The sequence below is a fragment of the Streptomyces sp. NPDC033845 genome (assembly GCF_055576225.1).
In genome coordinates, this window is record NZ_JBVIRI010000029.1 from 1 (window position 1) to 14,214 (window position 14,214).

At 71.0% G+C, this 14,214-nt stretch carries 11 protein-coding genes; 1 reads left to right on the forward strand and 10 read right to left on the reverse strand.

Annotation, left to right across the window (positions count from 1 at the left end; translation table 11 throughout):
• Nucleotides 1-168 precede the first annotated feature (168 nt).
• The 6 genes from ACZ50K_RS34180 to ACZ50K_RS34205 form a co-directional block, all read right to left on the reverse strand.
• The gene (locus tag ACZ50K_RS34180; protein WP_468910594.1) at nt 169-1,101 is read right to left on the reverse strand and encodes a hypothetical protein; all 933 of its coding nucleotides are present in this window, start codon (nt 1,099-1,101) and stop codon (nt 169-171) included.
• A gap of 137 nt (nt 1,102-1,238) precedes the next feature.
• Nucleotides 1,239-1,910: a ParA family protein gene (locus ACZ50K_RS34185; RefSeq protein ID WP_468910597.1), complete on the reverse strand. Its 672-nt coding sequence runs from the start codon at nt 1,908-1,910 to the stop codon at nt 1,239-1,241.
• A gap of 124 nt (nt 1,911-2,034) precedes the next feature.
• Entirely contained in the window at nt 2,035-2,475 is a 441-nt protein-coding gene (locus tag ACZ50K_RS34190; protein ID WP_468910600.1) for a hypothetical protein, read from the reverse strand.
• A gap of 84 nt (nt 2,476-2,559) precedes the next feature.
• Nucleotides 2,560-7,590, reverse strand: a complete 5,031-nt coding sequence (gene mobF, locus ACZ50K_RS34195) for a MobF family relaxase (protein WP_468910603.1) — start codon at nt 7,588-7,590, stop codon at nt 2,560-2,562.
• Between the two features lie 1,003 nt (nt 7,591-8,593).
• Complete coding sequence (locus ACZ50K_RS34200; protein ID WP_468910606.1) at nt 8,594-9,082, reverse strand: HNH endonuclease; 489 nt, start codon at nt 9,080-9,082, stop codon at nt 8,594-8,596.
• A gap of 391 nt (nt 9,083-9,473) precedes the next feature.
• Nucleotides 9,474-10,112: a hypothetical protein gene (locus ACZ50K_RS34205; protein WP_468910609.1), complete on the reverse strand. Its 639-nt coding sequence runs from the start codon at nt 10,110-10,112 to the stop codon at nt 9,474-9,476.
• A 238-nt stretch (nt 10,113-10,350) separates the two neighbouring features.
• Here ACZ50K_RS34205 and ACZ50K_RS34210 point away from each other — a divergent pair, with 238 nt between their 5' ends.
• Nucleotides 10,351-11,100: a hypothetical protein gene (locus tag ACZ50K_RS34210; RefSeq protein ID WP_468910612.1), complete on the forward strand. Its 750-nt coding sequence runs from the start codon at nt 10,351-10,353 to the stop codon at nt 11,098-11,100.
• Between the two features lie 114 nt (nt 11,101-11,214).
• Here ACZ50K_RS34210 and ACZ50K_RS34215 read toward each other — a convergent pair whose 3' ends face one another.
• From ACZ50K_RS34215 to ACZ50K_RS34230, 4 genes are all read right to left on the reverse strand, one after another.
• Nucleotides 11,215-11,952: a nuclease-related domain-containing protein gene (locus tag ACZ50K_RS34215; RefSeq protein ID WP_468910614.1), complete on the reverse strand. Its 738-nt coding sequence runs from the start codon at nt 11,950-11,952 to the stop codon at nt 11,215-11,217.
• 86 nt (nt 11,953-12,038) lie between these two features.
• Nucleotides 12,039-12,515, reverse strand: a complete 477-nt coding sequence (locus ACZ50K_RS34220; protein WP_468910617.1) for a hypothetical protein — start codon at nt 12,513-12,515, stop codon at nt 12,039-12,041.
• Between the two features lie 39 nt (nt 12,516-12,554).
• Nucleotides 12,555-13,022 carry a Pycsar system effector family protein gene (locus tag ACZ50K_RS34225; RefSeq protein ID WP_468910619.1) on the reverse strand — a complete coding sequence of 156 codons (468 nt, stop codon included), beginning with the start codon at nt 13,020-13,022 and terminating at the stop codon, nt 12,555-12,557.
• A gap of 3 nt (nt 13,023-13,025) precedes the next feature.
• Nucleotides 13,026-13,790, reverse strand: a complete 765-nt coding sequence (locus ACZ50K_RS34230) for a hypothetical protein (protein WP_468910621.1) — start codon at nt 13,788-13,790, stop codon at nt 13,026-13,028.
• Nucleotides 13,791-14,214 lie beyond the last annotated feature (424 nt).

A 14,214-nucleotide genomic window follows, 5' to 3' on the forward strand; every position in this document is an offset into this window, starting at 1 on the left:
CGGGCCGGGCCCCCCCCGGCCGGGGGGGGGGCCGCCCGGGGCCGGGGGGGGGGGGGGGGGGGCCCCGCGGGGGGGCGCGGGGGGGGGGGGGGGGGGGGGGGGGGGGGGGCGGCGCCGGCCCCCCCCCCCCCCCCCCCCCCCCCCCCCCCCCCCCACTACCCGGGTCTGCTATCGGTGCTTGAGGATCTCGTCGACCGCGTAGGCGAGGCCCAACGCCGAGGTACTGATGTCCTTCAGCGTTTCGGCCGGTGCGTCGTTCAGGGCACCCGCCTCGACCCCGGCCAGCATTCCCTGCAGTAGGTCACGAATCTCGATCGCCCGGTGCGGAGTCTGCTCGTCCACGATCTCCGCCTCGACTACGGTCTCACCGGCGCCGTCCACGCGCCCGACTGCCGGGGCTCCACCTGTCGAGTCACCCAAATTTGGGTGACCTCCGGTCTGAGGACTGCCCTGCTCCTGGGAGCCGGGCCCGGTTCCTGTCGGGTCCGCCCCTGCGGGGGCGGGGGCTGCCTCCTTCTTCCTGGAGCGCGCTGCCTTCGACTTCGGCTTCGCCTCGATCACGGTCTGGAAGGTCACTGTGGTGGTAAGCGCCAGTGGCTCGGATGCCTGCGCCAGCGCGACCAGGCCGTCGACCACCTCGGCCGTGACCCGATGGGATTGCTCGGCGGCCCACACCCGCAGTGCGACGTACGCGCGCGCGGTCACGTCCTGGCCGTGTTGTTCGACCATCGGCAGGAGCCGGTGAACGTGTGAGTCGGGGATCACGCGGGGCCGGTCCTGCTGTTCGGTGATGGCCTTCAGGACGGGCCACTGCTGGATGCGGCGGTTGACCTCCGACTCTGACTCGCCGAGCTGGTCCTGGCAGTAGTCGGACCACGTCCGTCCACCTTGACGGTGCAGGCGGCGGGAGCGGATCGCGTGGGCGGCCTTCCACTTCATCCACTCGGCCCGGTTGCCGTTGGCGAATGCGGCTTCGCAGTATCCGAGGTCGTCTGCTTCCTGGGCCGTCAGCTCGCCGTCGGCCTCGACCTCGACGGGCTCGGGAATCAGGTCCGGGGTGAATGCCTGGGGGCGGTACGGCTCCAGCGCGACGGCCGGCACGAGCGGGTCGCGCTCCCCAGCCGGGGCCGGGAGGGCCGCCCCGGAGGGGGCGCTCGCCTCCGCCTGGGCTTCCTCGGACTCTCGGCGTGCCTTTGCCGCAGCGGCACGCTGGTCTCGAATCTCCTGCCGGGTGGGACTCACCGGCTGACCTCCTGGTTACCGACGGGCAGCAGCCCGCGCATCTTCATCTCCGTCACGAGCGCGCCGAACGCCGTCTTGGCAGCGCCTTCCACCGGTGCGCCGATGGAGTCGCCGAAACGCTCGCTGCGCGGGATGACCGTGGAGAACACCTGGTATCCCTCCTGGATCATCTCGTCGCGGTAGTAGCCGGTCGAGGTGGCGTTCGCCACGGTCCTGTTGAGCAGCACCCACGTCTCGGGCTTCCTACCGGAGGCCCGCAACGGGGCGCTGCTCGCCAGGATGTCCTTGAACGGCTTCGCGGTCTCCGGCTCGACGATGCGCTCCCAGTCGCCGGAGGTCGGCGACATGTGCAGGATCACCAGGTCGGCGACGCGGAGGACTGAGTCAGCGACGAAGGGGTGGTTCTCGCTGTGTCCGCAGTCCACCATCGCGATGGTCTTCCCCGTCGGGGGCACGACCTTCGTGTGGAACTTGGCGTCGGCCATCGCGTGCACGGGAAAGACGAAGTTGCCCTTCTCCGGCTGGCTCCAGGCCCAGAACTGCTTGCTGTGGTCGGCGTCGTACCCGACGACCTCGTAGCCTTCTTCATCCTCCACCAGGGCATGCGATAGCCACCCGGTGTCTGTGGTCTTGGCCATGGTGCGGGGCGACATGTTCGCGATGAGCATGCCGCGAGCCTATGGGCACAGCGGAGAACAACACATCACGGACTCCAGCTTCCGGTCCGCAACACCATCCTGGTAGGCAAAGCCGCAGCTTGAGAAGAGGTCCGGAGCGCTGCCGCAACCATGCTCACTCGAAGATGGGGCGTTCCTCGTCGGTCGATGTTGCCCACTGCACGGTGCGCTTCACGCCGCCGGCGTACCACTCGGAGGTGTCGGTCCACTTGTAGCCGAAGATCGCGTCCTCGGCGTGCGTCCGGATCTGGAACACGGGCAGGTCGGGATAGTGGTACAGCTCCCGGGAGATAGGGGCCCATTCCCGTTCACCGAGCAGCCACCGGCTGGTGTGGATGATGGCCTCCAGTGCACTGGCGACACCGTCGGGCGAGACCCAGATCATCCGTGCGTCGCCCGGCGGCAGCGCCTGAGAGGCCAGCGCGTCGTCGCGGAGCCTTTCCAGCTCGCCCCGCGAGCGCACTACGCGCGGCGGCAGGTTCTGCGCCGCGGGCGCCTGGGTCGGCTGGGCCGGCGGCTGCGGGCCGCCCCGGTTCCACCACGATGTCTCGGCCATGTCCGTCAAGGTAGCGGCCCTGTGTGACACGGAACCAGGGGAATGGGGCGGGACAGCGGGCGGGTCAACCGCTGTCCCGTGGCCCTAGATCTCGATGTCGATGTCCGGAACAGGCTGCGCGGGCGGCTCGGGAGCCGGTGCGGGCTCCGGCTCCGGTGCGGCCGGAACGCCTCCCACGGACTCAACACCGTGTTCCTGGCCGTAGTCGATCCGGGCCATCTCGCGACCCAGGCGCTCGTACTCATCTTCGAAGCGCATGCCTGCGTCGCGGCGCTCGCGGTCGACCTCCTCGGTCTTCGGCTGGGCCTCGCGCCCGCGCTGAGCTTCCTCCTCCCGCTCCCGGGCACGTTGTTCGAGGACCTGCTGCGCTTGGCGGACCTGCTCCATCGCGGCCAGCAGCTGCTCCTCGACGGACGGCTGCGGGGTCAGCACGGCTGCGGGGGCCGATTCCGGCTCCGTCTCTGCGGTCTCCGGTTCCAGGCCGGGGTTGCGGCGCTCCAGCTCGATCCGGGCGTAGTCGGCCTCTTCGCGAACCTGCTGCGTCTCGGCGAACCACTTCTCGCGGGTCTCGTGAACCTGCTGGTACTGACGTGCCCGGTCGCCCATCGTCTCCGCGATGTTCCGGCTGGTCTCGGCTCGGTCGAGGGTGTCGCGCACCAGCTCGCCGGGCTCGATGTCCGCCTGGAGCGTGGGGACCTGCTGCAGCGCCATCGCCTGGGCAACTGCCTGCTGGTGCTCGTTGTGGCCGGTCGCCTTCGAGACCTCTTCCAAGGCCTTGTTGATGCGCTCCTCGTGCTCGGCGACCTCCTTGTCCGCCATCTCCTGGGCGCGCAGCTCCATCTGCACGGCCTGGGTCTCGTAGTCACGCTCGGCCTTGAACGACCGCTGCATGTCGTCGGCGACGTACGGCGGCGCCCACTCCTCCTCGCGCTCGGCGCGCTCGATCGACTGGCGCAGGTTCTCCTCGCTCGCACGGGAGATGTCGGCCAGCTCCTCCGGCACACCGAGGGCGCGGCGGGCCCGTTCCCAGTCCGCGCGCGCCTCGACAGCGCCGGCTGGCGGGGCCTGGCCGATGGCGTCGGATTCCTTGTCGAAGGAGTGGGCCTCGCGGTACCGCTCGACGCGGCCGGCGCGCAGCTCCCAGCCGGCGCGCTCGGTCGGGTCCTCGGGCACCGGGCCCAGACGCTCGATCGCCCATGTCGGCTGCTGCTCGGCAACACGCTGGCCCAGCTGCACGGTGCGCTGGTCCATCAACTCGGCCCACTCGCCCATGAACCGGCCCAGGTTGCCGTCGATCTCCGGCGTGCGGGCACGGTAGGAGTCCATGGCCTCCATCTGCGCCTCCCGCTCGGCGGCCTGGCGCTGCTTGACCTCGTTGTCCTGTCCCGCGTGCAGGACGTCGGCCTCGACCTGGAAGGCGAAGGACTGGCGCATCAGCAGCTCCATGTTGAGCTGGTCCTGGTCCTGTGCGGGCGCGCGGGTGTCGAGCAGCTGCTGCAGCTGGTCCTGGTCGACGGGCTCCACGGTCGCGGCCTCAATGACGGCGGTCTCCTGCTGCTGGCGAATCTCCTCGTCGGCTGCGGCGCCCAGCACCTCGGTCCCCATCTGGGTGGCGAGGGTCTGCTGCAGAAGGTGGTCCTGGTGCGGGTGCACTCGGGCGGCCTCGTCCGCCGCGTCGATCAGCTGCTTCAACTCCTCCGGGCTGGCGGTCGTCTGGCCGGTCTCGATGGCGGCGTCGACCGTCTGCTCCTGGGCGGCGAGCGCTTCACGCTGCTCGGCCTTCTCCGCGTGGATCTCGTCGCGCTCGACCAGGTGAAGCGCCTGCTTGAGGCGGTAGTGCATGGCCTTGCTTGCGTCGTCGGCGCTCTCCAGCTCACGCGACCGGGCGGTGCGCACCAGCAGGTCCTCGGCGTCGAAACCGCGCTCCTCGACGGTGCGGGCCAGCCTCATCAGGGAGCCGTACGCCTCACCGGTGCTGACGCGGGCGTAGTCCTCCGGGCCCAGCGCGTCGAGCAGGGCCTTGCCGTACCGCGTCTCGGCGTGCTGGTCCTTGACCCCGGCCCACGCCGGCTGGATGGCGGCGAGGTGCTCGCGGCGCTCCAGCTCGCCCGCGATGGCCTGGGTGGCGGTCTGCTGCGTCCCGGAGCGCTGCAGCGTCTGATCAAGGACCGAGAGGTAGTGGGGAACGTCTTCCTCCTTGCCCCCCTGGCCGTCCCGGTGGGTGATGACGTAGGCCCAGTTCCCGTCCTGGCCTCGGGTGAGACCGACGTACAGAGCCTCGCGCGTGGTCTGCTCGTCGACCAGGGAGTGGCAGGGCCCGACCGTGCGGCCCTGCGCGCCGTGCACGGTGCTGGCGTAGGCCAGCTCGACGTGGGTCTGGACGTAGGCCGCGGGAAGGTGCATCCGGGAGCCGTCATCCAGCTGCACCATCAGGGAGCCGCTGTCGCTGATCCCGGTGACCGTGGCGGTCAGCCGATTGGTTGCGAACTGCCCGTTCTCGCCCCCGATCTTCCGGTCGTTGCGGCGCATCTGGATGATGTCGCCGCGGCCGGCCTTGGTCTCGACGCCGTACTGCTGCCCGGTGCGCAGTACGACACCGTCCTCGTCGACCTTGCCAGCACGGACCAGGTCGGCGCGGGCGCGGGCGGAGAGTTCGGCGGCCGTCTCGTTGTCCGGCGCGACCAGCAGCGGGTTGCGCCCGGCCAGCTGGTCCTTGATCCATTCCTGGTACGCGCGCTCCGTCATCTCTTCGGCGCTGCCGCCCCGGAACCGGGCGTGCAGCTCGTACTGGGCCAGCGCCTCGCTGTCACCCTCGCGCAGCTGCAGCGACGCCTTGGCCTCCCACTCGCGGACCTTCGTCTCCCCGGTGACGGGGTCGACGTCGCGGAAGCGGCGGACCTCTTCGAGCGTGTGGACTCCGGGCATCTCCTCGGCGAGCTGGCCGAACATCCCGCCTGCGCCGACGGCCGTGAGCTGGTGGTGGTCACCGGAGCCGATCATCTTGGCGCCGTACGACTCGACCAGGGCACGGACGCGGTCGAGGTCCGGGGTGTTGGTCATGCCCGCCTCGTCGACGATGACCAGGGTGCCGGGAGCGATGCGGTACCTGTCCGCGTCGGGCACGTTCTTCCCGGCGGCCATGTCGTCGTGCTTCTTGAGCAGCATGGAGATGTTGGCGACGTTGGTCAGGCCCTCGTCGGCGAGGACCTGGGCGGCGCGCTCACCGCTGGCCAGACCGATGACCTGGCGGCCTTCGTGCGACTCCCACACCTCGGTGAGCGCGGCGAGTGTGTAGGACTTGCCCGCGCCGGCCGGGCCGATCAGCAGGTCGAGCTTGCGGCCGGACGTCGCCGCGCTGCGGACGAAGTCAGCCTGCTTGCCCTTGAGGCCGCGGCGGGCGATGACTTCCTCGACCAGCTCGCTGGGGACCGTGGGGCCGCCGCGCTCGCCTGCGAAGGTACGCATCCGCTCCTCGGTCGCGATGTGCCGTTCGGTCGCGTACCGGTTCACGTTGTTGTCGGCCGGCTCATAGACGAAGGAGCCGTCAGCGCGCTGCAGCTCGACGGGGATCTCGACCAGGTGCGGCGCGGTCGCGCAGACCACGCCGTTGTCGCTGGTCGGGTCCAGGGCCTCGTCGGCAAGCCGGTTGAGCAGGTCGCGGACCTCGTGGGCCTCCATCCCGCCCAGCGTGTCCGGCAGCTGCCGGTTCAGCTCGACGATCAGGTCTGCCCGTCGCCACGTCGCCTTCTGCTCCTGGACGGCGGCGATGGCGCGCTGCTGGATGCGCTCGGGGTCGAACTCCTTGTACGGGCGGTGCAGGTCGTGCAGCGCGGACTCGTGCTCGACCTGGTCGGGGACGTTGGCCAGCGAGTCGCGGAACCGCTCCTGGCTGAACGCCTCCCACCGATCGAGCAGCTGCTCACGGGTGACGGCGTCGTGCTTCTTCGCCTGGCGCTGCTGCAGGGTGACGTCCTCGGACATCCGGGCCAGCACGTACGGGGAGGGGGCCGTGCCGTACCGCTCCTCGTACGCCTTCGCGACCTCGGCGACCTCGGCCTTGATGGCGACGCGACGCGAGGAGAACCCGTCGCGCAAGTCCTGGTCGATGCCGACGATCTCGCGGGCCTTGCCGTCCGGACGGGTCGCGAACCGCACGCCCTCCGTACGCTCCAGCTCCTGCTCCGCGATCCGCTCGGCGAGGTGGCCCACGGCCTGCTTGTGAACCCACAGGCCGTGCCCATCGACCGATCCCCAGGTCACGCGCTCCTCGCCGGTCACCGGGTCGATCTCAACGACCTTGATCTTGTTCAGGATCGTGGCGTGAACGTGGAGCTGAGGGTCGTCGTCCCGACTCGTGTGCTGCGCCCAGGCGGCGACGATGAACCCCTCGCCCTTGACGTAGCGGCCAGTGGAACGGCCCTCGACCTTCTTCCCGTGGTGGCCCAGCCGGGTGTAGCCGGCCTCGTCCTGCATCTGCTCCAGACCGGCCTTGACGCCGACCTTCCAGGCGTCCCAGACCCGGTCCGCCTTCGCGGCGTACCGCTCGGCGCCTTCCAGGTCACCGGCCTTGCGGCACTCGGCGGCCTTCACCTGCAGGCTCGCGTGATAGACGCTCCAGCTCTTCGGCGCGCTGAAGGTGGCGTCGTAGTACAGCGTCGCTGACGGTGAGTGCTTCCGGGTGTCCAGCTCGATGGCCTTGACCCGCTCCGGGGTCAACTCGACCCCCGGCGTCTTCGCCTGGGCCTCGCTCAGCGCGGCCTCGAACCGCCGCTGGAAGCTCTTCTCGTAGTTCTTCGGGGCGTTCCCCAGCCGGGCGTCCTTACGGATCGCCTTCTCGGCCTGTGCGTACTCCGGCGTGCCCTCCTCGTGCGGGATCGCCGCGAGACGCTCCAGCATCTCGTCGCGCTTCCGGGGGTCGATCCAGTCCTTGTAGAGGTCCGTGAAGACCTCGTTGTCGACCGTTCCGGTCAGCCCCAACTCGGCCGCACCCTCTCCGAGCCAGTAGCCGGGCGGCTCCCCCTGCAGGTCCACGCTCCGGGCGTAGTAGTGCTCAGCACCAGCCGCTACCTCACGCGTGAGGTAGGCGGGGTCTGAACCTGCGGAGATTGAAAGCATCGCGACTCAGAGTAGGGGATTTTCAAGATCATTAACACCCATAGGATCGTGATGCATAGGTGTGAGGGCTTGTGGTCTGTGCATCTAGTTTTACGTTCTGCATTCGGTCTGGTTGATCAAGGAAGGATGGGGGCTCCGATTAGCTCGTCCTGCGGGGGGCAAAGGGGTCGTCCAACGGTGGGAATGGGGCTGTCCAGGCTCCTGCTGATGGGCCTCCGGCCTGCTGTGGCGGGCTTGGCGTGGCGCGCGAGTTGTTCCGAAATATGCGGCTTGGCGGCTGGCGTCTGCGCCCGCTACTCGGGGCGCGCTGCGGGGGTCTCCACCGGGCTGTCGTCGCCGGAACGGGGCGGCGCGGAAGGCCGCACGGGCGGGGAGTTTGAGGGGGCGCAGCCTCCTCAGGACCACAAGCCGCGGGCGTGCTGGCCACTGGCTGCACTCGTGCGCTACGGTCGGGCCCGACATCGTCGACCCCCGTGCGGACCTCCGCACGGGGGTCGACTGTTACCAGGGGTCGAACGCGAGGGTGGATCCCGCACCGAACCCACCCGGCCCGGCCTCTGCGCGAGCGCGCCGGCCGGGGCTGCTCACCGCCCCACGGGTCTGTCGGTCGACGGAGCGTGACGTACCCGGCGCGCCGACCGCGCCGCAGCGGGCACGGTCGCGGTGACGGCTCACCACTCCGGTGAGGGCGACCCGGTCACCAGCCCCCGGTCTTCTCCCCACCTGGTGGTGATCCTCGGCGGATCGCGCGGTGGTGAGTGGCGACGCGCGCGGGGCGGCGCGGACGGGCTGCGGGCCGGTGAGCATCACCAGCCCGCGGAGGAGTCGCGGCGGTGGAGGGTGGTGACGCTCACCGCCACGGCGCGGAGTGCGCGGGCCTCCGTCTGGTGAGTGGGGAGCAGGTGCGCGACGCGCGAATTCGTCACCGGTGAGCCTCGCTCCCCACCCTCCCCGCACGCGGCCGGCCCCGGACATCGGTCCAGGGCCGGCGGTGAGCGGTCGGTCAGAAGAGCGGGGCCTGCAGGGCTCCGCTGGGATTGCCCGCGGCGAGCGCGGCGGCGATGGCGGCCTCAATCTGCTCCGGCCCCTCGGCTGCGGCGATGGCGGCCTGGACCGCCCGCGCCCGCCCCGCCGCGCCGCGCACGTCGGCCAACGCGTGCCCGGCCAACCGTCGCCGAGCCGCGGCGTCGCGGTTGTTGTCGCCCCGGGTGCCGAGTATCCAGTGGCGAGGCTGTTGGCACGGCGGCTCGTCACAGGTGTGGCGGACGACGTACCCGACGGGGATCGAGTCGTGGGCGAGCCGGTAGCCGAACAGGTGGGCGGGGACGACCCTGCTCGTGCTGGTGGTGTGCGACCCAGCGCGGTACGTGCCGTGGGCGGTGTCGGTCAGTCCGCCCGTCCACCACCAGCAGTCATCCGGGCCGCGCCGCAGAACGTGGCTCCAGTAGCGGGCGACGGTCTCACCATCGGCCAGCAGCCGTTCCCACCCCACCCTGGCTGGTGACGACAAAGCGACTTCGTCACCAGATCCGAGCAGGGCCGGGTGGGAACGCTCACCAGATAGCTGGTGAGCGTCGGGGCGGTGAGCCTGCCGTTCCTCATGGCCTGGTGAGTACGCCACGCTCACCACCTCACCAGTCCGGTGGGAAGGGGGCGGCTCGTGGTGGGGACGGTGTCAGGGTCTGCCCTCACCAATCGGGCCCGTGGCCGCAGGTTCACCCTCACCGGCTGACGATCGCTGTACGTGAGTGTCACCGTGGTGTCCCCGTGGTCGGGGTTGCACTCGCCCTGCGGGGCCGGCGACCCGGGGCCGGCGTACCGGTGGGGGACGGCTAAGCCGAGCATGGTCGCAGCTGCGCCGAGCAGGGCGCCCAGGACGACCATTACTTCGTGTCTCCGTTCGTGGTGGGGACGCTGTGCTGCTGGAGGAAGGCGCCCGCGCGTGCGGCGGCCTCCTCGCGGGTGTCGAAGGTGGATCCCTCGTAGTCCCCGGCGTTGCCTGCGGTGCCGTCGGCTGCTGTGCCGCTCCACCACCAGCCGCCCTCGTCGGCGTGCCAGGAAAGATCGGCGGTGCCGCCGAACGCCTCGATCGTGGTCCGGACTTCCTGGCCCGCTGGCGGCGGCGACATCGCACTGACGGCCTGCGGCCATTTCTTGCGAGCGCCTTGCCGGGTGATCGCCCACGCGTCTCCCAGCTGCGGGTAGCCCGCGCCCCGGATTCCGGCGGCGCCGGCGCTCTCGTCGGCCATCGCTTCGGCTGCCGTCCTGATCTCGCGAAGCGCCCGCATCCGGGCGAGGACCCAGTCACCGGCGTCGCGCACCACCAGGTGCGCGTCCTCGGGAGCGCTGGCAGGCAACGCCCGGACGCGGGTGGAGAGCTGGTCGGCCATCTCGGTGGCGAGGCTGGCGACCTGGGTGCGGATCTGCGCGGCCTGCTTCGGGTCGGGGTCGGTCCAGGCAGGTTCGCGGACGCGGGCCATGTCGTCTGCAAACGCGTCGTCGTAGTAGTCGTCACTTCCCATGACGACAACCTAGTTACCGAATCTTCACTGAAAACTGAGTTACCCAAATTGGCCGCATGTCGGGGCCTGGTCGGGTCACCCAAATTTGGGTGACCGGCGGCGCCCAAGGGCTTGTTATTAGCTCCGCTTCGGGGAGCCGGGCCGGTCTGGTGTCTGGTCTGCGGTGTCGTAGCTGTACGGGCACCCGGGCGGGCAGATATGACATGGGTCGTCATCGGCAGGCACGGGGGGGGTGGGGGTGAGCGACGTGTGGTCGCTGCGCCGGTCTCCAGAGGGGACACGACGCGCACATCGGCGTCAGGAGGAACTGCGGCTGCGCCTGCGAGGGGAGTGCGGGCCGGAGTGGTGGGAGGTCGCGCCCGCGTTCGCCGCACTCGGCATTGCGGTCGGATTGCCCCTGTACGGCCTGGTCTGGTTGTGGGTCCGTGTGGGGTGGTGGGCTGCGCTGGTAGCTGCGGCGGGGCTCGTGTACGCGGTGCGGGCCACGGTGCTCCGGCGTCGGGCGGCTCTTGTCCGCAAGCGTCGGCGGGCGGTGCGCTTCACGCTCGACCAGGTCGACGCGGCCGACGATCGGACCTTCCGCCGCATCGTCGGGCGGCTCCTGGTCCGTGATGGCTGGGTGGGCGTACGCGGCGTGCGGGTCAACGACGCGGGCGTGGTGCACCTCGTGGGCCAACGCCCCGGCGGCCAGCGGCTCGGTGTTGCCTTCGAACGGGGGTTGGAAAGGGCCGGGCAGGACGGTCCGCGCAGTGCGGCGGCCCTGCGGTCGGTCAGCGCGGCCCCGGGAGCGAAAGAGGCGGCCGACGAACCGCCCGTGCTGTACCTGGTCGTCAGTTCCGGGGCGTTCGCCCGGGAACGGGTCCTGTGGGCGGCCCGGACCGACGTCCGGCTCGTCGACCGCTCGATGCTGCAGCGCTGGGCGGCCGGCGAGGACTTGGCGGTGCTCCTCGACCTCGGCGGGGATGACGTCCTGCTGGACTCCGCGTGACCTCGCGTGTTCCGGCATACACGGTGAGCCGTGACGGATCCCGTGCGACGCGGGCCGCGCACATAAGAACGGCCCCCGTGCGACTGCGACGGGGGCCGGGGGAAGCTGCTCGGTTCAGGCGGGGGGAAGCCTCTGTTCGATCAGCTGCTCGACGGCGGTGACCCGGGCTGCGTCCCATCCGGGCTGCGGGGTCAGCCCCTCCAGCATCCCACGCAGCCTCTTGGCCTCGATCACGGTGACGCCGTGCAACTCGGTGCGCCCGCGCGGCGCGGGAACCCTCGCCCCGTGCACGGCGAGAATCGGACGGACCGGTACCCCCAGCGCCCTCGCGGCCTGCTGCGCTTCCCACACCACGGTCTCCAGCGCCTTGGTCTGGTCGTACCGGCCGTAGCGCAGCAGCCCGCCGGTGATGGTGAGGCGGGACTTCTTCGATCGCCAGTTCTTGCTGTCGACCAGGGCCACGCCGAACACTCCGGCGACCAGGTGGTCGATGTTCGCCTTCGACAGGGGGACGGCCCGGTCGTGCAGTACGGCGTAGCCGCGCCGGGCAAGGGGAGCGAGTAAGCGGGCGGTTGCCTCCTCGCCGGCTGCGCCCTTGGCCCAGCTGGTCGCCGTGCGCCGGTAGTTCTTCTGTGCGGCGTACGCCACGATGCCCACGGCGAGGAGCAGGCCGACCGGCCACGTGGTGACCGCGGTGGCGGCGTATCCGACTAAGGCGGCGACGGCTGCGGCGACGGGCAGTAAGAGCTTGGCTCTGCGGTGCTGGGCGGTCCGTTCGGCGGCGCGGCCCGCCTCGTCGACTTGGCGGGCGCTGGCTCCGGCGCCGGTCCGGCGGGGTGGCGTGGTGGTCATGTCTGGGCCCTCCTCATTGGCTATTGCGGGCTGTACCCTGCGCTCGGACTGGGCGTCAGGGTGCAGCCCTACCGGTATGGACTGGGTCAGCGCCCACGTCGGGAGGTGTTCCGTGCTCGGCTCCGCCGGTGCTGGCAGGAGGGGCAGTCGATGAACTCGCTTGCGTCGTGGGCGGAGGCGCCGGCAGTTTCGGCGACCGTGCGCCAGCAGAGGGGCTGGCCGGTCTCGTCGAGCGTGCGCCCGTTGGGGAATTCGTCGTCTGGTCCGTAGAGGCTGGCCAGGACGGGCTGGAGGCCGGGCAGGACGATGCAGGCCGGCTTGACCCATAGGCCCTGCAGGTCTGCGGGCGGGATGGAGGCGATGCTCTCCCACACCAGGCAGTTCAGCAGCTGTGCCGTGGTCCGGCATTTGTGGTCGCCCATGCACGGGTCCCAGGTGCTGCCGTCGGCGCGCAACACCTTCAGGTCCTCGGTGACGGTCAGGGTGATGGTGTCGGTGGTGTAGTGGACGGTTCGCGTGGCGGCGGCGTGCGGGCGGCGGCGGAACAGCTGGCGGATGTTCATGGGTGCACCTCCTCGTTCTCGGATGCGTCGGTGATCGGGTCAGAGCGCGGCGGTGAGGATGGCGGCGAGGGCGAGGGTCGGGACTGCGACCAGCACGGCGTGGACGGCGTGCTGGATGCGGCGGAATTTGGCGCGGGCGATGGTCACTAGGACCTGGATCTCGTCGGTGGTGTGTCCGCTGGTGAGGCGGGCACGCAGTTCGTCGGCGGGGAGTCGGTTCCAGGTGGGCCAGCCGCTCCCTCCGAGGCTGGGGCGGACGGCCAGGAGCAGCAGGACGGTCGCGGTGAAGAGCGCGGCCACGCCGATCGCGCCGACGGCGAGGGCGGGGCCGGGGATCTGGAGGTCCTTGGCAGCGGACACGATGGCGGCGATGGCGGCGCCGGTCAGGGCCAGTAACAGGCTCGCCTTGCCGTCGCTGCGGGCGAGTTCGGTACGGATCATCGTGGCGGCCGTGTCGGCGGGGGTCGGCTGGGCGGTGCGGACGGGCTGGGGCTCGGTGGTGGTCACTGGTTACTTCTCCTCATCGGTGGTGGTGCGAGGCAGGCTGCTCGGGTGCTCGATGCGGCCGTCGGTGATGCCGGGGCGGTTGCGGGGGACGTAGGTGGGCCGGGGCTCGTGTCCGTCCTCGGGGTCGTAGATCTCCGCCTTGGTGCTGGTGCCGCCGAGCAGCGGGTTGGGGACCTGGCGGTGGTGCTGGAATCCCTCGTGGCCGTAGAAGTGACTGATCGGCTGGCGGCAGGTGACACACAGGGCGTCGTCGGGGGAGACCAGCTCGTGGAACACCTCGCGGGCGGCTTCGAGCGCGTTTTCCTGGGCGGCGAACCGGTCGTCGAGGGAGTCGAGGGAGTCGAGCAGTTCCGCGACGGTGCCCATGTGGCGGTCGCTGGTGGCGGCGAGGGCCTGGCCGACAACACCGAGCAGGGCGGCGGCCCCGGTGATGACCGTGGTGAGGTGCGCGTGGATTCCCTCCAGGCCGGCGCGCGTCCACTGGAGTTCCTCGGGGGAGGGCTCCAGGCCGCCGCTGTCGGGGGCGGGGGCGAAGCGACCGCCGGGTGCGGACGGGGACGGCCGGAGCAGGCGCCCGCGCGAGTCGACCGATGCCTGGGCCGGGGGCCGTACACCGCGCTCGGCGACGGGCAGGGGGACAAGGGCGGCGACGCGCTCGCCTTGGCGGGTGACGTAGGTGATGGCGCCGTCGTCCTTGGCGCGGTCCACAACGGCGGCGAGCTGGTCGCGGACCTTGCGGATGGGGGAGTCGTATTCAACTGCGGGCATGTACCAATGGTACCCATCAGTGCGTACCAAAGGTACGCACTTGCGTGAACTGGCTGGATGGGATGTGTGGCTGGCGCGTTCGGGCCCGGGGCGGGAGACGGTGGCGTCCCGGGGGGAGACGCTGTCCGGCGGCCCCGCGCCGTACGTCGGACCTGAGCGGGGTGCTCCCTCGTCGGTTGGGCGCGCGCAGCGCTGCCGCGGTTCTCGGGGGTGCGGAAAGGATCGCGCTTGCGCGACCCGCTTGCGGGCGCCGGAGGCGTCCTTGGAGGGCCCCCGGGGTTCGTGGCACCCTCTGGGGCCCATCCGGCGAGGGAGTGCTCCGCGCCCCACCCTGACCTCATCGCCCACCGGCCGGCGGCCGCGATTGCTCCCCCGCCCCCTCGGAGAGCGGGCCCGCCGGAGGCGCTTGTCGCTCTGGCCTGCC

Bases quoted from the DNA above. Each gene is read 5' to 3' on its own strand.
- ACZ50K_RS34185 (WP_468910597.1), bottom strand. From the start codon at position 1,910: ATGCTCATCGCGAACATGTCGCCCCGCACCATGGCCAAGACCACAGAC.
- ACZ50K_RS34190 (WP_468910600.1), bottom strand. From the start codon at position 2,475: ATGGCCGAGACATCGTGGTGGAACCGGGGCGGCCCGCAGCCGCCGGCC.
- mobF (WP_468910603.1), bottom strand. From the start codon at position 7,590: ATGCTTTCAATCTCCGCAGGTTCAGACCCCGCCTACCTCACGCGTGAG.
- ACZ50K_RS34205 (WP_468910609.1), bottom strand. From the start codon at position 10,112: ATGGGAAGTGACGACTACTACGACGACGCGTTTGCAGACGACATGGCC.
- ACZ50K_RS34215 (WP_468910614.1), bottom strand. From the start codon at position 11,952: ATGACCACCACGCCACCCCGCCGGACCGGCGCCGGAGCCAGCGCCCGC.
- ACZ50K_RS34220 (WP_468910617.1), bottom strand. From the start codon at position 12,515: ATGAACATCCGCCAGCTGTTCCGCCGCCGCCCGCACGCCGCCGCCACG.
- ACZ50K_RS34230 (WP_468910621.1), bottom strand. From the start codon at position 13,790: ATGCCCGCAGTTGAATACGACTCCCCCATCCGCAAGGTCCGCGACCAG.